The following is a 16,778-nucleotide window of genomic DNA, read 5'->3' as shown; positions in this document are numbered from 1 at the left end:
CGCGGGCGCTTGCTCATGGTGGCGCCGCCGCTCGCGGGCTTCTTGCGGAACAGGCCCATCACCGCACCTCCGGCGCGCTGGCGGCCGCAGCCGCGGTGGCGGCATGGCCGGTATCGGTCACGTACTGGGTCACGGCGGCATTGGCCGTGCGCATCTGCAGCCGGTCGCGCGCCACCTTCTCCACGCGCAGGTGGGTGGCCTGGGCCTGGCGCTCGGCCTCCAGGCGCTTGTAGTCCACTTCCAGCCGGGCGTGCAGGGTCTTGGCGCGTTCGATCTCGTTGAACAGCCGGCGCGTGTCGTAGGTGGTCTTCACCAGGAACAGGCAGCTGGCCAGCAGCGCGGCCAGCAGCAGGATGTTGAGCCGCGTCACAGCGCCTGCCCTTCCACCGGGGCGGCCTTGCGCTCGGCCACGCGCAGGATGGCCGAGCGAGAACGCGCATTGGCGGCCACCTCGTCGGCCGAGGGCTTCACCCGGCCGAGCGAATGCAGCCGCGTGGGCGCGGGCTCGGCGAAGGGCGCGCGGCGGTCGTACACCTGCTTGCTCTCGCGCGCGATGAAGGTCTTGACGATGCGGTCTTCCAGCGAATGGAAGCTGATGACGGCCAGCCGGCCGCCCGGGGCCAGCAGGTCGACGGTGTCGCTCAGGACCTGTTCGAGCTCTTCAAGCTCGGCGTTGACGAAAATCCGAAGAGCCTGAAAGGTGCGCGTGGCGGGGTTCTGCCCCGGCTCGCGGGTCTTGACCGCACGAGCCACGACCTCGGACAGCTGGCCTGTGGTTCGAACGGGGTTCCCGCCCTCGCGCCGAGCAACAAGCGCCTTTGCAATCTGCACAGCAAACCGTTCTTCGCCATAGTCTCGTACCACCTGTGCAATCTGGCGCTCGTCGGCGCGGGCCAGGAAATCCGCGGCGCTTTCGCCCCGGGTCGGGTCCATGCGCATGTCCAGCGGGCCGTCGAAGCGGAAGCTGAAGCCCCGCTGCGGGTCGTCGATCTGCGGCGACGACACGCCCAGGTCCAGCAGGATGCCGTCGACCCGGTGCACGCCGATGCCGGCCAGGCGCTCCCGCATGTCGCGGAAGCTGGCATGGAAGATGGCGAAACGCGGGTCTGAAACCCGCGTCGGCGCTGACTCGTCGGTGGCAGCGGCAATGGCGGCTGGGTCCTTGTCGAAGGCGATCAGCCGGCCATGCGGCGACAGCCGCTTGAGCAGTTCGCGCGAGTGGCCGCCGCGGCCGAAGGTGCCGTCCACGTAGATGCCGTCGGCGCGATGGAACCAGCCTTCGACGGCTTCTTCCAGCATCACGCTGATGTGCTGCAGGGGGGCGGCGGCGGGCGTGCTGCTCATCACAGGCCCATGTCGATGAACGATTGGGCGACGTCGCCCTTGGCCAGCTGCTCTTCCTCGTAGGCAGCCAGGCGGGCGGCGTCCCACAGCTCGAAGCGCTGGCCGGTGCCCAGCAGCATCACGTCCTTGTCCAGGCCGGCCCAGGTGCGCAGCTCCGGCGCGATGAGCACGCGCGAGCCGCTGTCGATCTCCACGTCCACCGCGCTGCCGACGAACAGCCGGCGCATCACATCCCCGCCGGCGCCCATGGCCAGGATGCGGTCGCGAAAATGCTCCCAAGCGGGACGGGGAAACACCAGCAGGCAGCGGTTGGGATGCTTGGTGATGGTGAGCTTGTCCTGTGCCACGGCAGCCAGCACGTCGCGATGGCGGGCCGGGACGGTCATCCGCCCTTTTCCGTCCAGCGACAACGCTGAGCCCCCTGAAACACAAAACTCACCCTTTTCCCCCACAAACCGCCACTATCCCCCACTGTAGCCGACGCACCGGTGTGGGTCAACGCGCGCTGTCAGAAAAATCAATGAAATCAACTACTTACAGCCGCATCGCGAAGTAAGTACACGAAAAAATAGCTTCAAAAATAAGGACTTGCAGGGGGCACTGAAAGTGATGGGTGAGATGCAGCAACGTTGGGAGTGCCCGTCGGGCGTTGCGCGTCGGAGTCGGGCGCAGTCCCACCCGTCATCCCCACCCGGCTTCGCCGATCTGCTGCGCCAGGAAGTCCAGGAAGCAGCCGACGCGGGACGCCAGCTCGGTGTTCCGGTAGAACACGGCGTGGATCGGCTGCAGCAGCTCCACCGTGTCGCGCGGCAGCAGCTGCAGCAGGGCGCCGGCGCGGCGGTCCTGCGCCGTCATGAAGTCGGACAGGCAGACGACGCCGGCCCCTTCCAGCGCCAGCCGGCGCAGCGTCTCGCCGCTGCTGGCCTTGATCGCAGGCTGCACCCTCAGCCGGTCGCCCTGCGGCCCGCGCAACGGCCACAGGTTCAGTGACTCGGGCTGGTTGAAGCCCAGCAGCCGGTGACCCGGGCCGGTGAGCTCCGCCACCGTCTTGGGCCGGCCGCGCGCCTTCAGGTAGCCGGGGCTGGCCAGCACCCGCACCGCGCTGTGGCCCAGCGGCCGCGCGCGCAGGGTCGAATCGACCAGCGGCCCGATGCGGATGGCGACGTCGGTGTCCTGCTGCAGCAGGTCGATCGGCAGGTCGTCGGTGTTCAGCTCCAGCTCGATCAGCGGGTACAGCGCCTGGAAGGCGGCCACCCGCGGCGCCACTGCATGCAGCATGAAGGGCACCGCGGCATTCACCCGCAGCCGTCCGGCGGGCTGCTGGCGGCGGGCGGCCATCTGCTCCTCGGCCTCGTCCACCGCGGCCAGGATGTCGCGGGCCCGTGCCAGGAAGGCGCGGCCCTCGTCGGTGAGCGACAGCCGGCGCGTGGTGCGGTTCAGCAACGTGGTGCCCAGCTTCTGTTCCAGCCGCCGCAGCGCCCGGCTGATGCCGGAGACCGTCTGGCCCAGCTGCTCGGCCGCGGCGGTGACGGAGCCGGTGTCCACCACCGTGCGCAGCGCCAGCAGCTCGTCCAGCGTCGTCTTCATTCTTGACTCCAATTCAAGGGTCTTGTGCCCAGCACCTGATTTTTCCGCAAGAGCCGCGCACCCACACTCCGCCCCGACCTGCACAACCCGGAGTACCCCATGCCGCTTGCCTTGTTCGCGCTGACGCTCAGCGCCTTCGCCATCGGAACCACCGAATTCGTCATCGTCGGCCTGCTGCCCACGGTGGCGGCCGACCTGGGCGTGAGCCTGCCCTCGGCGGGCCTGCTGGTCAGCCTGTACGCGCTGGGCGTGGCCGTGGGCGCGCCGGTGCTCACCGCCCTCACCGGCCGCGTGCCGCGCAAGCTGCTGCTGCTGTCGCTGATGGCCCTGTTCACCGCCGGCAACCTGCTGGCCTGGCAGGCGCCGGGCTACGAGTCGCTGATCGCCGCCCGGGTGCTCACCGGCCTGGCGCACGGCGTGTTCTTCTCGATCGGCTCCACCATTGCCACCAGCCTGGTGCCCAAGGACAAGGCGGCGAGCGCGATCGCCATCATGTTCACCGGGCTGACGGTGGCGCTGGTGACCGGCGTGCCGCTGGGCACCTTCATCGGCCAGCACTTCGGCTGGCGCGAGACCTTCCTGGCGGTGGCCGGCCTGGGCGCGGTGGCCTTCGTCGGCAGCCTGCTGCTGGTGCCACGCCGCATCGCCCACACGCCGCCGGCCTCGCTGGCGCAGCAGGCCCGTGTGCTGGCCGAGCCGCGGCTGCTGCTGGTGTACGCCACCACCGCGGTGGGCTATGGCGGCAGCTTCATCCCCTTCACCTTCCTGGCGCCCATCCTCACCGAGGTGGCCGGCTTCAGCACCGGCGCGGTGGCTTGGGTGATGGCGGTGTACGGCGTGTCGGTGGCCGTGGGCAACCTGTGGGGCGGCCGGCTGGCCGACCGCCGCGGCCCGATCCCGGCGCTGAAGCTGGTCTTCGCGCTGCTGGCCGCGGTGCTGTTCGCCCTGACCTTCACCGCGCACCACCCCTGGCTGGCCGTGCTGACGGTGCTGGCCTGGGGCGCGGTGGCCTTCGGCAACGTGCCGGGCCTGCAGGTGTACGTGGTGCGCCAGGCCGAGCACCACACGCCCGACGCGGTGGACGTCGCCTCGGGCCTGAACATCGCCGCCTTCAACCTGGGCATCGCCGGCGCGGCCTGGGCCGGCGGGCTCATCGTCACCCACCTGGGGCTGATGCACACGCCCTGGATCGGCGCACTGGTGGTACTGGTGGCGCTGGCCCTCACCGCCTGCAGCGGTGCGCTCGACCGCCGCGGCGCCCGCCGCTTCGCAGCTGCCTAGACAACTTCACCAAGGACATGACCATGACCGTGCACCCCATTCCCCCGTTCGGCCTCGGCACCTTCCGCCTGAAGGGCCAGACCGTCATCGACTCGGTGACCACCGCACTCGAACTCGGCTACCGCGCGATCGACACCGCCCAGATCTACGGCAACGAAGCCGAGGTGGGCCAGGCCATCGAACGCAGCGGCGTGCCGCGCGACGAGCTGTTCGTCACCACCAAGGTCTGGACCGAGCACCTGGCCGGCGACCGGTTGCTGCCCAGCCTGCGCGAGAGCCTGGACAAGCTGCGCATGGACGCGGTGGACCTGACACTGATCCACTGGCCCTCGCCCGGCGGCGCGGTGCCGTTGGCCGAATCCATCGAGGCGCTGCTGGCCGCCCGCCAGCAGGGGCTGACGCGGCAGATCGGCGTCTCCAACTTCACCGTCGCGCTGCTGCAGGAGGCCATCGACGCGGCCGGCGCCGGCCAGATCGCCACCAACCAGGTGGAGCTGCACCCCTACCTGCAGAACCGCACGCTGGCCGGGTTCGCGCGCAGCCAGGGCGTGCCGCTCAACTCGTACATGACGCTGGGCTACGGCAAGGTGCTGGCCGACGAGGTGCTGGCCGGCATCGCCGCGGCGCACGGCGTGGCCCCCGCCCAGGTGGCGCTGGCGTGGGCGATGCAGCTGGGGCATGCGGTGATCCCGTCGTCGACGAAGCGGGCGAACCTGCAGGCCAACCTGGCGGCGCAGGACCTGAAGCTGACCGACGACGAGATGACCCGCATCGCCACGCTGGACCGCGGTGAGCGGCTGGTGAACCCGGCCGGGCTGGCGCCGGCGTGGGATGTCTAGACATCCAGCACCAGCCGCTTGCCCTTGCAGCTGGACACGCAGATCATCATCGTGCGGCCGGATTCACGCTCGATCTTGGTGAGGATGCCGTCGCGGTGGTCGAGTTCGCCGTCGAATTCGAGCACCGCGGTCTCGCAGGCGCCGCACACGCCTTCCTTGCAGCTGTGGTCGGGGTTGAGGCCGGCGTCGATCAGGCTGTCGAGCACCGACTTGCCGGGCGGCACCTCCACCACCTTGCCGCTGCGGGCGCACTCCACCACGAAGCTCTGCGTGGCCGCGGGCGCCTCCACCGGCGCGGCGGCAAAGCGCTCGATGTGGGCGGCGGGGTAGTTGAGCTTCTCGCAGGCGCGCTCGAAGGCGTCGAGCATCGGGCCCGGGCCGCAGCAGTAGAAGTGGCTGTCGGCCTTGCGGCCGGCCAGCAGTGCGGCCAGGTCCGGAGGGCCGCCGGCCGACTCGTCGAAGTGCCAGGTCACCGGCACCTCGTGCTGCCGGGCCAGCGCCTCGATCTCGGCCACGAAGGCCGCTTCCTCGCGCTTGCGCGCGCAGTAGATCAGCTCCACCGGCCGGCCGATGGCCACCAGCCGCTGCAGCATGCACCAGATGGGCGTGACGCCGATGCCGCCGGCCACCAGCACCGAACGCGGCGCGTCCTCATGCAGCTTGAAGTTGTTGCGCGGTGCCGAGATGCTGATGCGGCTGCCCACCCGCAGCTGCTCGTGCACGTAGCGCGAGCCGCCGCGGCTCTTGCGGTCGTGCAGGATGCCGACCACGTAGCGTCCGCTGTCGCTGGCCGGGTTGCACAGCGAGTAGCTGCGCACCAGGCCGTTGGGCAGGTGCAGGTCGATGTGCGAGCCGGCCTCGAAGACCGGGAACGCCACGTCCCTGGCAGCGGGGCGGAACTCGACGCTGACGATGCCTTCCGCCTCGTGGCGCATCGCGTAGACCAGGGCGTTCAGGGTCGGGGAAGACATGGCACTCAGCCTCAGGTGGCAGGGGTTCGGTCGGGGTTCAGGCGGGCTTCAGGCGGTGGCGAGCACGGCCTGCCGCAGATCGGCATCCAGGCGGGCGATGGCGTCCACCTCCACCCGCAGTTCGGGCTGCACCAGCGCGCTCACGGCCACCAGGGTGGAGGCGGGAAACAGCGCGCCGGGCAGCACCTCGGCAAAGAAGTCGCGGCGGGCACGGCCCACGGCCTCGCGGTCGGCGATGTCGGTCAGGTACAGCGTGAGCTTGACGATGTTGTGCACGCCGCCGCCGGCCGCCTCCACCAGCGCCTGCAGCCTGCGCAGGCACACCAGCGCCTGCTGGTACGCGTCCATCGGCGTGCCGGCGGCCGTGGCCTGCTGCGCGGCGGCGCCGGCCGTCTGGCCGGACATCACCACCTCGTTGCCGAGCACCAGGGCTTGCGACCAGGTGGCATGGGGCACGTCGGGCACGGCGGCGCAGGCCACCTTTCGCACGGGCGTGGCCAGGGCCGGGGTCACGGGCAGGGCGGCCACCGTCAGGCCTTGGCCGGGGCCGCGGCGGTCGCCGCCAGCTGCGCCTGCGCCAGGCCCTTCAGGTGCCGGCGCAGCCGCACGATGCCCAGGTCGTGCTGGTACAGCTGCTCATGCTGGTTGGCGTCGGGCTCCATGTTCTCGATCAGCACGCGGTCCTGTTCCAGCACGTGCCAGTGGCGTGCCTCCAGCCGGTTCTTGTAGAGGAAGCGCCAGGTGTCGCGCTGCCAGCCCGGTGGCAGCTTGCGCACGCGCCAGTGAAAGGCACAGCTCAGCGTGGGGCTGACCGGCGTGTAGCTGCCGATGATGATGAAGTTGCCGCCGGGGCCGCCGGTCTTCGGGTAAGGGATCTCCAGCCGCATCCAGTGGATGCCGGTGTCGGCCCACTCGGTCCAGTCGAAGTTGACGTTGCGCTGGCCTTCCTTCTCGAACACGAAGCCGGTGTCGGTGGGCCGGATGCCGAACTTGGCCGTGGATTCGCCCTCGGCCATCGAATGCGACTGCTTGTGCAGGAAGGTGCCGTGCATCGGGTCCATCACGTTGTCCAGCACGTAGCGGTAGTCACCCTTCCATTCGGCGTAGCAGAGGAAGGACGAGAACTGGCTGTCGTCGGTCAGCTGCTCGGGCAGCTGCAGCGGCGGCGGCGTGTCCACCGGCTCCTTCGAGTTGTACATGAACACCGCGCCCGCGGCTTCGCGCACATGAAAGTGGCGGGTGGCCTGGCTGCCTTCCAGCTTGCAGCCGGGGCTGCCGGGCACCTTGGTCACCACGCCGTCGCAGCGCACTTCCACGCCGTGGTACGGGCAGGCGATGCGGTCGCCCAGCACCACGCCCTGCGACAGCGGCGCGCCGCGGTGCGGGCAGCGGTCTTCCAGCGCGTGCAGCACGCCTTGCGTGTCGCGCCAGAACACCAGCTTGCGGCCCAGCCGGCGCAGCGACACCGGCCGGTCCTGGATGAAGCCCGACGGGCAGATGGGATACCAGAGGTCCTTCAGGCCGATTTCGAGCAACTGGTCGACCGGATCGGCGGCAACGGCGATGGGGATGTTCATGGTGCTTCCTCGGATGCGTGGATGCCGCGCGCTCAGGCGCCCAGGCGCGCCATCTCGGCGCGGTAGTTCTCTTCCGTCCAGGGCGTGCCGCTGGGCGTGGTCATGTTGCTGCGGTTCAGGTGCTCCACCAGCGCGGGCAGCTCGGTCACGCCGGCGGCGAAGGCGCGCTCGATGGCGTCGCCCAGCAGGTCTTCATACGGGGTGGGCGGGCGCTGGCGCGCCTGGTGTGCGTCGAGATAGCGGTCGGTGGATTGCATCGTCGGCCTCCTGCGGGGCAAGGGATGGGGAGTGGCGGTGGCTCACTGGCCGCCGTTGCGCACGCGCTCGCGGATGCGTTCGCGCACGGGGATGAAGTCGTAGGTGGGATGGCACTCGGTGGTGAACACGCCCCAGGCGCGGCGTTCCAGCTCCACGTTCACCAGCGGCAGCTTGTCGGGCGGCAGCTCCAGCGTGAGGATCTGGCCCAGGCCCATCGCCACCGTCCAGGAGACGATGCGCGTGCCCTCGGGCGGGAACTGCTCCCACCAGTCGGCCGCCTTCATGCGCTGCTGCACGTCGTCCAGCGTCAGGCCGGGGTGGTGCTTGAGCACCACCGTCAGCAGCATCAGGTTGGCTTGTTCGCTCATGACCGCTGCCTCACTCGGCCACGATGCCGCGCGACTTGATGATGGGCGCCCACACCGCGGTTTCCTTGCGGATGTGGGCGGCGAAGTCGGCCGGCGTCATCGTGGCGTCGGAAAGGCCCTGGGCCGCCAGCTTGTCGCGCATCGCCGGCTCGGCCAGCAGCGCATGGGCATCCTTGGCCAGTTGCTCGACCACCGCGGCCGGCGTGCCGGCCGGCGCCAGCAGGCCGTACCACGAGGTGACCACCACGCCCGGAATGCCCTGCTCGGCCAGCGTGGGGATGTCGGGCGCCACCGGGCTGCGCGCGGCCTCGGTGATGCCCAGCGCCACCAGCTTGCCTTCCTTGATGAAGGGCAGCGTGGCCGGCAGGTTGCTGAACATCAGCGGCACCACGCCGCCCAGCACGTCGTTCAACGCCGGGCCGGTGCCCTTGTAGGGCACGTGGGTGATGTCCACCTCGGCCTGCTGCTTGAACAGCTCACCCGCCAGATGCAGGCCGCTGCCCACGCCGGGCGAGGCGTAGAACAGCGTGGCCGGCTTCGCCTTGGCCAGCGCCACCACCTCCCTGGCCGTCTTGATCTTCAGCGCAGGGCTGGCCACCAGCACGTTGGGCGCCTTGGCCAGCATCGTCACCGGCACGAAGTCCCGCTCGATGTTGAACGGGAAGTTCGGCATCAAGGTCGGGTTGATCGTGAGGTTGCCGGCCGGCACCACCAGCAGCGTATGGCCATCGGGCTTGGCGCGCTTGACGCGGTCGATGCCCAGGTTGCCGGCCGCACCGGCCACGTTGTCCACCACGGCCGCCTGGCCATAGCGCTTGCCCAGGGCCTCGGCCAGCAGGCGGGCCAGCGTGTCCACCGGCCCGCCGGGCGGGAACGGCGCCACGATGGTGAAGCGGCCTTCGGCCAGCTGCTTCTCGGCGGGCGACTGTGCCTGCGCGGCCAGCGGCAGGGCCAGCGCGAGGCCGGCGGCCAGCAGCACTCGTCTAGACAGGTTCATGCGGTTCACTTCTTCTCCGTCAGGAACTTGCCCTGGGGCGCATCGGCGTTCTTCTGCCGGCGGGTGTGGCCATCCAGGCCGCCATCCACCGCCCATTCGGCGAACACCGTGGGGCCCGGCTCGAACTCGCGCGGCTGCCAGTCGCCGGTGAGCTGGTCCTCGTCGGCGTAGTACTCGATCAGGCCGCCAGCCGGGTTCTTGAAGTACCAGAAGTAGGCCGACGAGATCGGGTGCCGGCCCGGGCCGAGCTGGGTTTCCCAGCCGCAGCGCGAGAAGTGCAGGCCGCCGCCGAACACCTCGTGGATGTCGCGCACGGTGAAGGCCACGTGGTTCAGCCCGCGCTTGCCCGAGGGCAGCTGCAGCAGGAAGATGTCGTGATGCCCACCCTCCGGCGCGCAGCGCAGGAAGGCGCCGCGGTTGGGGTAGCTGTCGGAAGCGACGAAGCCCAGCTTGTTGCGGTAGAAGGCGCTGGTGGCATTCACGTCGGAAGCAAAGAACACCACGTGCCCCACCTCGATCGGCGTGGCGCGGTCGTAGATCGGGCTGGGCTGGTTGACGCGCAGCTTGTCGTTCCAGGTGTTGCTGGGGCCGCACTCGATCTGCACCGCATGCTTGCGGGTGCGCTGCAGGCGCACGGCCACGCCGTTGGGGTCGGTGCAGCCGATGCGGCGGGCGCCGTCGGCCTGCGTGTCGACGAAGCCGGGCTGGTCGGCGATGGCCGCGGCATAGCGGTCGAGGTCGGCATCGCTCTCCACGCCCCACACCACCTCGCACAGCGTCGGACCGTCTTCCGGGCCAGGCGGCAGGCCGGGCAGGCCCAGCCGGGCCACCACCACGCGGCAGCCGTTCAGGCTCTCGAACACCAGCGCATCGGCCGACTCGCTGGCCAGCGCCAGGCCCCAGTCGGCGAAGAAACGCTTGCAGGTGGGCAGGTCGTCTGCCACGTAGGTGATCTGGTCGATTCCGAGAACGCTCATTGCGGATTCCTTCTGGCCGCCGGGGCTCAATTTGCCCAGGGATGGGGTGTTCGTTGGTACCCCAGTACATGCTCTTCTGCTCCATGTACTGGAAGATGCCTTCGCGGCCCTTCTCGCGGCCCAGGCCACTGTCGCGCCAGCCGCCGAAGGGCGTGGAGATTGAGAACTGCTTGTAGGTGTTGACCCAGACGGTGCCGGCCTGCACCGCCCGGCCCAGGCGCCAGGCCCGCTTGAAGTCGCGGCTCCACACGCCGGCGGCCAGCGCATAGATGCTGTCGTTGGCCTGCTCGATCAAGCGTTCTTCGGTGTCAAAAGGCATCGCGACCAGCACCGGGCCGAAGATCTCTTCCTGCGCCGTGCGGGCCTGGTTGCCCAGGCCTTCCAAAATGGTGGGCGCGTAGAAGTAGCCGGCTTCCAGCGCGCGCCCGTGCGGCCGCACGCCGCCGGTGCGGATGCGGCCGCCCTCGCTCACGCCCAGCGCCACGTAGCGCTCGATGCCTTCGCGGTGGCGGGCGGTGATCAGCGGGCCCATCTGCGTGCGCTCGTCGGCCGGGTCGCCTACGCGCAGCGCGGCGGCGCGCTCGGTCAGCCGGGTCATGAACTCGTCGTAGATCGGCTGCGCGACGAAGAGGCGCGAGCCCGCAATGCACGACTCGCCCGAGCTGCTGAAGATGCCGTACAGCACGCCGTTGACCGCATGGTCGAGGTCGGCGTCTTCCAGCACCATGGTGGGCGACTTGCCGCCCAGCTCCAGCGACACCGGCATCATCTTGTCGGCCGCGATGTGCGCGATGTGCTTGCCGGTGGTGGTGCCGCCGGTGAAGGACACCCGCTTGACGAGCGGATGCTTCGTGATGGCGTCGCCGATCACCGAGCCCTTGCCCGGCAACACGCTGACGATGCCGCGCGGCACGCCGGCCTGCTCGCACAGCCGGGCCAGTTCCAGCGCCATCAGCGGCGTGACCTCGGCCGGCTTGACGACCACCGCGTTGCCCGCGGCCAGTGCCGGCGCCAGCTTCTGCGCCTCGCTGGCGATCGGCGAATTCCACGGCGTGATGGCGGCCACCACGCCCATCGGCTCATGCACGCTCATCGTGACGAAGGGCCCGCGCGAGGGCGTGATGGTTTCTTCCAGCGTCTCGCAGGCCGCGGCGAAGAACTGGAAGGTGCCGGCCGCACTGGCCACCAGCGCACGCGTCTCGCTGATCGGCTTGCCGTTATCCAGCCGCTGCTGCTGGGCCAGGCCTTCCGCGTTTTCGCGGATCAGCTGCGCCACCCGGTACAGCACCGCGGCGCGCTCGTGCGGCAGCTTCTGCGCCCAGCCGCTGGTGCGGAAGGCGTGGTCGGCGCCGCGGATGGCCTCGTCCACGTCGGCCAGGCTGGCGGCGCGCAGGCGGGCGATGGGCTCGCCGGTGGCGGGGTAGAGGCTTTCGTACTCCTCGCCGCCGCCCAGGCGCCATTCGCCGGCCACGTTGATCTTCAGCAGGTCCAGTTGCGGCATCTCGGTTCTCAGCTCAGTTCACGCGTGGGGGTTCAAACGGCCAGCGGCGCCACGCGGTGGCGCAAAGCCCGCACCGCGCTGTAGACCGTCAGGGCCGAGGTCTTGGGATTGGCCGCCAGCGGCTGGTTGCGCATCGTCAGCTCGAAGCTGCCGAAGGCACCTTCGGCTTCCACCGTGTGCACGTTCTCGCTCACGCCGGGGTCGGCGATGAGCCGCACCTGCGTCTCGTCCAGGCCCAGCCCGGCCAGCGACACGGTGGCCGCGACGTTGGCGTTCTTGGGGTACAGCCGCGCGGCTTCACGCGCGCTGCCTTCGAAGATCACCGTCGCCTCGGCCAGCGCATCCAGCTGCCGGCCCTGCTCGGCCGGCGTGCCGGCCCAGGCCCGCGGCGGCTTGCGGCCGGTGTAGCGCACGCGGGCCAGGCCGCCGATGCGGGCCGCGGCCAGCGCGTCGATGCCGCCGATCGCGCCAGGAATCAGCTGCACCTGGGTGCCGCCCTCGGCCGCCGCGGCTTCCAGCGCCTCGGCCAGGCCCGGCGCCGACAGCGCACCCACCGAGGCCACGATGCAGGGCACGCCGCGGCGCAGCGCCGGCAGCACATGGTGCTCGATGGCGGCGTGGCCGGCGGCCTCCAGCAGCAGCTCGATACCCTGGGACGGCACGGCCTCGGTCACCTCGGCGCCGGGTGCCAGCCGCTGTGCCACCGCACGGGCGCCAGCCAGCGAAGAGCCCGGCACCACGATGGCGGCCACCCGCAGGCCGGCATCGGCGCGCAGCAGCTCCAGCACCGCGGTGCCAATGGCGCCGCAGCCGACGAGGGCGATGTTCAGCACCGGCATGGCTCAGGCCTTCGCGATCGCGGGGATCTGCTGCACGGTGTTGGTCGGCGGGCCGGCGAAGGCGCTCTTGAAGGCGCCGATGCGCAGCATGTCGATCTCCACCAGGAAGGGGCCCTGCCGGTCCACCGCCTGCGCCAGCACCGCGGGCAGGTCGGCCAGGTCGCCCACCCGCGCATGCGGCAGCGCCAGCGAGGCGCACAACTGCGCATAGTCCGGCGTGTGCAGGTCGACGTAGCAGCGGCGGCCGCCGTACTGCGCGTCCTGGATGTTCTTGATGACGCCGTAGCCCTGGTCGTTCATCAGCACCACCACCAGGTTGCAGCGCTCCTGCACCATGGTGGCCAGCTCGCCCAGGTTGAGGATGAAGCCGCCGTCGCCGGCCAGGCAGAAGGTCTTGCGGCCGGAGCCGGTGGCCTCGGCGCCGATGGCCGCGCCGATGGCCATCGGCATGCCCTGTCCGATGCCGCCGCCGGTGGCGTGCACGCCGGCGCTGGGCTCGAAGATGCGCAGCTCGCGGTTGCCCCAGGTGCTGTTGGACACGGTCACGTCGCGCACCCAGTTGAACTGGCGGCCGGCGATCTTCTGCAGCTCCTGCACCAGGCGGGCGTAAGGCCCCAGGCCGTCATGCAGCGTCGCCACCACCCGCTCGTGCACGGCCTTGAGGTCGGCCAGCAGCGCCGGATCGGCGCGGAAGCTGCGGGCCTCCAGCCGGTCGGCCAGGCCCTGCAGCACGAGCCTGCTGTCGCCGCACACGAAGGCGTCGCTGGCGTAGCAGCGGCCTTCGGCGGCGGGATCGGCATCGGCGCGGTACAGCGGGCGCGGCAGCTGGAGTTCGTACTTCAGCGTCTCGTTGCCGCGCAGGCGCGAACCCACCACCAGCATCGCGTCGCAGGTTTGGTAGAAGGCTTCCACCGGCTTGTGGATGTTGTAGGCGCCCAGCGAGCCGGCATCGTCCTCGGCCACGATGCCGCGGCCCTGCACGGTCGTGACCACGCCGAAGCCCAGCGCCTGCAGCCGCTTGACGGCCGCGCCGGCATGGCGCGCACCGCCGCCCAGCCACAGCATGGGCCGGCGTGCCGAGGCCAGCTTGTCGGCCAGCGCATCGAGCACAACCTCGCTGGGCACCGCGGTGGCCACCGGCAGCGGGCTCAGGTCGGCCGGCATGGCGACCAGCGCCGACTGGATGTCGATGGGGATCTCGATGCTCACCGGGCCCGTGGGCGCGGTCAGCGCGCACTGGACCGCCTGCTTCAGCGTGCCCAGCGCCGTCTCCACGCTGCGCACGCGGAAAGCGGCCTTGCTCACCGCCTTCAGCATCGTCAGCTGGTCGGGCGCCTCATGGATGTACGACATGCCCTTGTCCAGGTAGGGCGTCTCGATCTGGCCGGTGATGTGCAGCAGCGGCGAGCCGGCGGTGAGCGCTTCGACCAGGCTGCCGGCGATGTTGCCGGCGGCCGGGCCGGTGCTGGTGAGGCACACGCCCAGGCTGGCGGTGGAGCGGGCATAGGCATCGGCCATGTTGCCGGCGCCGGCCTCGCCCCGCGCGGGCACGAAGCGCACCGCACCCCGCTGCGCGAAGGCATCGAGGATGGGCATGTTGTGGATCGAGATGACGCCGAAGGCCGTCTTGACGCCGCACTGCTCGAGGAAGGCCGCGACGACGGCGCCGACGGTCACGGGGGTGTTGGTTTCAGGCATGGCGCGAATGGCCTCCGGAGATGTCGATGTGGCCGCCGGTGGTGTAGGAGGCCAGCGGGGATGCGAGGAACACCAGGGCGCGCGCGGCTTCCGCGGGCAGGCCCAGGCGGCCCAGGGGAATGTGCTTGGTCTTGGCAAGCTGGGCGCTCCAGGCGGCCCAGTCCTGCGATTGGTCTTCGCGCGCCTCGAAGCGGCGGCGCCATTGGCCCGACTCCACCAGCCCGATCAGGATGCCGTTGACGCGCACGCCCTGCGGCGCGAACTCGGTGGCCATCGAGCGCACCAGGTTCAACAGGCCGGCGCGGGCGGCCGAGGTGGCCACCATGTGCGGCTCGGGCTGGCGCGCCAGCAGCGAATTGGCGCAGGTGACCGAGGCATCGCCCAGCGCCTGGCGCTGCTGCACCAGTTGCGGCAGGAAGGCGCGCGTGGGGTGGATCACCGAGAAGAACTTGAGCTGCAGCTCCTGCGTCCAGGCTTCGTCGGTGGTGTCGGCGAAGGTGGACACGCGGCCCTGCCCCGCGTTGTTGATGAGCATGGCGGCCGGGCCCAGCGCGGCCTGGCTGGCGTCGGCGAAGGCCTGCACCGCGGCCTTATCCAGCACGTCGCAGGGCTGCGCGAAGAGCCGGGCCTGCGGATGCTGCTCGCGCAGTCCGGCCACGGCGCTGTCCAGCCGCTGGGCATCACGGCCGCACAGCGCCACCGCGGCGCCGCAGGCCAGCAGCAGCTCGACCGTGGCCAGGCCGATGCCGGACGATCCGCCGGTGACCACGGCCACACGGCCCGCCAGCGCGTCAGGGGCAAAGAAGTGACTGTTCATCGCAGCGGCACCACGTTGCGCCGGGCCGAGGCCGGCGCGTAGTTCAAAAGAGCCGACAGCTCACCGGCCGCGTCACGCACGCGGCGCACCATGTCGTCCATGCGGCTGCCATCGATGTGGGCCGAGGTGATGGTGGCGCCCAGCGCGGCCACCACGCGGCCGCTGTGGTCGCGCACCGGCGCGGCGATGGTGGAGATGTTCGATTCGAAGAAGCCCTCGCCCTGCACGTAGCCGCGCTCGCGGTCGGCCTGCACCATGTTGAACAGCTCGATCACCGTGCGCGGCGTGCTGGGCGAGAAGTTCTCCAGCCGGTCTTCCGGGTACATGGCGCGCAGCTCCGGCAGCGTGAGGTCTTCCAGCAGCACGCGGCCCAGCACCGTGGCATGCGCCGGCAGCCGCGTGCCCACCGTCACCGAGCTGGCGAAGGGCGTGGGCGCCGTCACCTTGGCCACGTAGACGATGGAGCGGCCATCGCGCACGACCAGGTTGCAGGGGTAGCCGATGGCATCGCTCAGGCGGTTGAGGATGGGCAGGCCCAGCTCGGTGAGTTCCAGCGAAGCCAGGTACTCGAAGCCCAGCCGCAGCACCGCCAGCCCCAGCCGGTATTCGCGGCCGCCTTCGGTCTTCTCGATGAAGCCCATGCTTTCCAGCGTGGCCAGCAGGCGGAAGACCGTGGAGCGCGGCAGGCCGAAGCGGCGGGCCAGCTCAGGCGCGCCCAGCGTGCGGTTCTCGCGGGTGAATTCGCCCAGGATGCGCAGGCCGCGCTCCAGGGCCGGCACGATGTAGCGGTCGTTGCCGTCGTCGGCCAGGTCGGCCTCGGTCGTGCTCATTCGGTGTCTCCCTCGCTCTCAGGCTGCTGGTGCCGCAGCCTTGTCCAGGCAGGTCGCCAGCAGCGCGGCCACGGCCTGCGGCCGCTCCACGTAGCTGGCGTGGCCGGCCTGCTCGATGTACTGCAGCGTCACGCCGCAGGCTTGCGCCACCTCGGCACAGGCTTCGGGCGGCGTGATGACGTCCAGCGCGCCCACCGCCACATCCACCGCCATGGCCGGCGGCAGGTAGCGCAGCAGGTCGTCGCCGCACAGCAGGGCCACCGCCTGGCGGTAGCCGTGTTCGTTCAGTCGCGCCATGTTCCAGCGCACGCGTCGTTGCGTGGCCTCGTCCGCATGAGCCGACAGCAGCCGGCCGCTGCGCTGGCGCGCGCTGCCTTCGATGCCCAGTTGCGCGAGCGTGGCCAGCCGTTCGTCGCGCACCTTCGCGCCCTGCGCGGCACGGTCGGGCGCGCCGTAACCGCGGGCCGGGCTGATGAGCACCAGCCGCGCCACGCGCCCCGCCAGCACACCGCCGGCCTGCGTGGCCGCGGCGGCGGTGAGCGCGCCCAGCGAATGGCCCACGAGCATGCAGCGATCGATGCCCAGCGCGTCCAGCAGCTCGCGCACGCGCTGCGCATAGTCGGTCGCCCTCGGCTCGGCCATCGGCAGTGGCGTCGATTCGCCGTAGCCCGGGGCGTCCCAGGCGATGACCTCGGCGCGGTCGCCCAGCAGCAGCGCCACGTCCACCCAGGAGGCCGACCCCGAGCCGATGCCGTGCAGGCACACCACCGGCAGGCCCTGCCCGCAGCGGCGCACCGCCACCACGTTGCCACCGCCCACGTCGATGCGCTGCACGCCGAACAGGGCATGCAGCCGGTCGAGCTCGGCGGTGGGAAGGGACAGGTCGTCGGGCAT

18 protein-coding genes and 1 pseudogene are annotated in these 16,778 nt (G+C 70.7%); 2 read left to right on the top strand and 17 right to left on the bottom strand.

The window, feature by feature from the left end:
- Positions 1 to 58: 58 nt before the first annotated feature.
- From ftsL to LRS14_RS16120, 4 genes are all read right to left on the bottom strand, one after another.
- Entirely contained in the window at positions 59 to 370 is a 312-nt protein-coding gene (gene ftsL, locus LRS14_RS16135; RefSeq protein WP_046111033.1) for a cell division protein FtsL, read from the bottom strand.
- Positions 367 to 1,344 carry a 16S rRNA (cytosine(1402)-N(4))-methyltransferase RsmH gene (gene rsmH, locus LRS14_RS16130; protein ID WP_257800159.1) on the bottom strand — a complete coding sequence of 326 codons (978 nt, stop codon included), beginning with the start codon at positions 1,342 to 1,344 and terminating at the stop codon, positions 367 to 369. Before rsmH ends, ftsL begins: the two co-directional genes overlap by 4 nt.
- Positions 1,344 to 1,796: a division/cell wall cluster transcriptional repressor MraZ gene (locus LRS14_RS16125; protein ID WP_257800158.1), complete on the bottom strand. Its 453-nt coding sequence runs from the start codon at positions 1,794 to 1,796 to the stop codon at positions 1,344 to 1,346. The genes rsmH and LRS14_RS16125 overlap by 1 nt, the downstream gene beginning before the upstream one ends.
- Before the next feature lie 229 nt (positions 1,797 to 2,025).
- Entirely contained in the window at positions 2,026 to 2,931 is a 906-nt protein-coding gene (locus tag LRS14_RS16120; RefSeq protein WP_257800157.1) for a LysR family transcriptional regulator, read from the bottom strand.
- Positions 2,932 to 3,030: 99 nt separating this feature from the next.
- Here LRS14_RS16120 and LRS14_RS16115 point away from each other — a divergent pair, with 99 nt between their 5' ends.
- Both LRS14_RS16115 and dkgB read left to right on the top strand, forming a co-directional pair.
- On the top strand, positions 3,031 to 4,212 hold the full coding sequence (locus tag LRS14_RS16115) for an MFS transporter (protein ID WP_046111029.1): 1,182 nt from the start codon (positions 3,031 to 3,033) through the stop codon (positions 4,210 to 4,212).
- A 23-nt stretch (positions 4,213 to 4,235) separates the two neighbouring features.
- Positions 4,236 to 5,051, top strand: a complete 816-nt coding sequence (dkgB, locus tag LRS14_RS16110) for a 2,5-didehydrogluconate reductase DkgB (protein ID WP_257800156.1) — start codon at positions 4,236 to 4,238, stop codon at positions 5,049 to 5,051.
- On the opposite strand, the gene LRS14_RS16105 is transcribed toward dkgB, so the two are convergent.
- The 13 genes and pseudogenes from LRS14_RS16105 to LRS14_RS16045 form a co-directional block, all read right to left on the bottom strand.
- Positions 5,048 to 6,022, bottom strand: coding sequence for a PDR/VanB family oxidoreductase (locus LRS14_RS16105; RefSeq protein ID WP_257800155.1), 975 nt, complete (start codon positions 6,020 to 6,022; stop codon positions 5,048 to 5,050). The two genes, dkgB and LRS14_RS16105, sit on opposite strands and share 4 nt — an antisense overlap.
- Positions 6,023 to 6,070: 48 nt before the next feature.
- Positions 6,071 to 6,550: a Rid family hydrolase gene (locus tag LRS14_RS16100; RefSeq protein ID WP_310740840.1), complete on the bottom strand. Its 480-nt coding sequence runs from the start codon at positions 6,548 to 6,550 to the stop codon at positions 6,071 to 6,073.
- A 2-nt stretch (positions 6,551 to 6,552) separates the two neighbouring features.
- Positions 6,553 to 7,599: an aromatic ring-hydroxylating dioxygenase subunit alpha gene (locus tag LRS14_RS16095; protein ID WP_257800154.1), complete on the bottom strand. Its 1,047-nt coding sequence runs from the start codon at positions 7,597 to 7,599 to the stop codon at positions 6,553 to 6,555.
- Positions 7,600 to 7,631: 32 nt separating this feature from the next.
- A complete protein-coding gene (locus tag LRS14_RS16090; protein ID WP_257800153.1) occupies positions 7,632 to 7,856 on the bottom strand; it encodes a recombinase-like helix-turn-helix domain-containing protein in 225 nt (74 codons plus the stop codon).
- A 42-nt stretch (positions 7,857 to 7,898) separates the two neighbouring features.
- A complete protein-coding gene (locus tag LRS14_RS16085; protein WP_046111025.1) occupies positions 7,899 to 8,225 on the bottom strand; it encodes a hypothetical protein in 327 nt (108 codons plus the stop codon).
- Positions 8,226 to 8,235: 10 nt separating this feature from the next.
- Positions 8,236 to 9,222 carry a tripartite tricarboxylate transporter substrate binding protein gene (locus LRS14_RS16080; protein WP_257800495.1) on the bottom strand — a complete coding sequence of 329 codons (987 nt, stop codon included), beginning with the start codon at positions 9,220 to 9,222 and terminating at the stop codon, positions 8,236 to 8,238.
- 5 nt (positions 9,223 to 9,227) lie between these two features.
- Positions 9,228 to 10,199: a VOC family protein gene (locus LRS14_RS16075; RefSeq protein ID WP_257800494.1), complete on the bottom strand. Its 972-nt coding sequence runs from the start codon at positions 10,197 to 10,199 to the stop codon at positions 9,228 to 9,230.
- 26 nt (positions 10,200 to 10,225) lie between these two features.
- Positions 10,226 to 11,700 (bottom strand): annotated as a pseudogene (locus LRS14_RS16070) (aldehyde dehydrogenase).
- Between the two features lie 32 nt (positions 11,701 to 11,732).
- The gene (locus LRS14_RS16065; RefSeq protein ID WP_259376501.1) at positions 11,733 to 12,539 is read right to left on the bottom strand and encodes an aspartate dehydrogenase; all 807 of its coding nucleotides are present in this window, start codon (positions 12,537 to 12,539) and stop codon (positions 11,733 to 11,735) included.
- A 3-nt stretch (positions 12,540 to 12,542) separates the two neighbouring features.
- Complete coding sequence (locus LRS14_RS16060) at positions 12,543 to 14,237, bottom strand: thiamine pyrophosphate-binding protein (RefSeq protein WP_257800152.1); 1,695 nt, start codon at positions 14,235 to 14,237, stop codon at positions 12,543 to 12,545.
- Positions 14,230 to 15,054, bottom strand: a complete 825-nt coding sequence (locus LRS14_RS16055; RefSeq protein ID WP_257800151.1) for an SDR family oxidoreductase — start codon at positions 15,052 to 15,054, stop codon at positions 14,230 to 14,232. Before LRS14_RS16055 ends, LRS14_RS16060 begins: the two co-directional genes overlap by 8 nt.
- On the bottom strand, positions 15,051 to 15,884 hold the full coding sequence (locus tag LRS14_RS16050) for an IclR family transcriptional regulator (RefSeq protein WP_257800150.1): 834 nt from the start codon (positions 15,882 to 15,884) through the stop codon (positions 15,051 to 15,053). Before LRS14_RS16050 ends, LRS14_RS16055 begins: the two co-directional genes overlap by 4 nt.
- Before the next feature lie 18 nt (positions 15,885 to 15,902).
- The gene (locus tag LRS14_RS16045) at positions 15,903 to 16,778 is read right to left on the bottom strand and encodes an alpha/beta fold hydrolase (RefSeq protein ID WP_257800149.1); all 876 of its coding nucleotides are present in this window, start codon (positions 16,776 to 16,778) and stop codon (positions 15,903 to 15,905) included.

It is taken from the genome of Aquincola sp. J276 (assembly GCF_024700035.1).
GTDB lineage: Bacteria > Pseudomonadota > Gammaproteobacteria > Burkholderiales > Burkholderiaceae_C > Aquincola > Aquincola tertiaricarbonis.
This window is presented reverse-complemented; position numbering and strand designations above follow the sequence as displayed.

Bases quoted from the DNA above. Each gene is read 5' to 3' on its own strand.
- LRS14_RS16055 (WP_257800151.1), bottom strand. From the start codon at position 15,054: ATGAACAGTCACTTCTTTGCCCCTGACGCGCTGGCGGGCCGTGTGGCC.
- LRS14_RS16105 (WP_257800155.1), bottom strand. From the start codon at position 6,022: ATGTCTTCCCCGACCCTGAACGCCCTGGTCTACGCGATGCGCCACGAG.
- LRS14_RS16085 (WP_046111025.1), bottom strand. From the start codon at position 8,225: ATGAGCGAACAAGCCAACCTGATGCTGCTGACGGTGGTGCTCAAGCAC.
- LRS14_RS16090 (WP_257800153.1), bottom strand. From the start codon at position 7,856: ATGCAATCCACCGACCGCTATCTCGACGCACACCAGGCGCGCCAGCGC.
- LRS14_RS16075 (WP_257800494.1), bottom strand. From the start codon at position 10,199: ATGAGCGTTCTCGGAATCGACCAGATCACCTACGTGGCAGACGACCTG.
- LRS14_RS16120 (WP_257800157.1), bottom strand. From the start codon at position 2,931: ATGAAGACGACGCTGGACGAGCTGCTGGCGCTGCGCACGGTGGTGGAC.
- LRS14_RS16095 (WP_257800154.1), bottom strand. From the start codon at position 7,599: ATGAACATCCCCATCGCCGTTGCCGCCGATCCGGTCGACCAGTTGCTC.
- dkgB (WP_257800156.1), top strand. From the start codon at position 4,236: ATGACCGTGCACCCCATTCCCCCGTTCGGCCTCGGCACCTTCCGCCTG.
- rsmH (WP_257800159.1), bottom strand. From the start codon at position 1,344: ATGAGCAGCACGCCCGCCGCCGCCCCCCTGCAGCACATCAGCGTGATG.
- LRS14_RS16080 (WP_257800495.1), bottom strand. From the start codon at position 9,222: ATGAACCTGTCTAGACGAGTGCTGCTGGCCGCCGGCCTCGCGCTGGCC.
- LRS14_RS16045 (WP_257800149.1), bottom strand. From the start codon at position 16,778: ATGCCCGACGACCTGTCCCTTCCCACCGCCGAGCTCGACCGGCTGCAT.
- LRS14_RS16065 (WP_259376501.1), bottom strand. From the start codon at position 12,539: ATGCCGGTGCTGAACATCGCCCTCGTCGGCTGCGGCGCCATTGGCACC.
- LRS14_RS16060 (WP_257800152.1), bottom strand. From the start codon at position 14,237: ATGCCTGAAACCAACACCCCCGTGACCGTCGGCGCCGTCGTCGCGGCC.
- LRS14_RS16050 (WP_257800150.1), bottom strand. From the start codon at position 15,884: ATGAGCACGACCGAGGCCGACCTGGCCGACGACGGCAACGACCGCTAC.
- LRS14_RS16115 (WP_046111029.1), top strand. From the start codon at position 3,031: ATGCCGCTTGCCTTGTTCGCGCTGACGCTCAGCGCCTTCGCCATCGGA.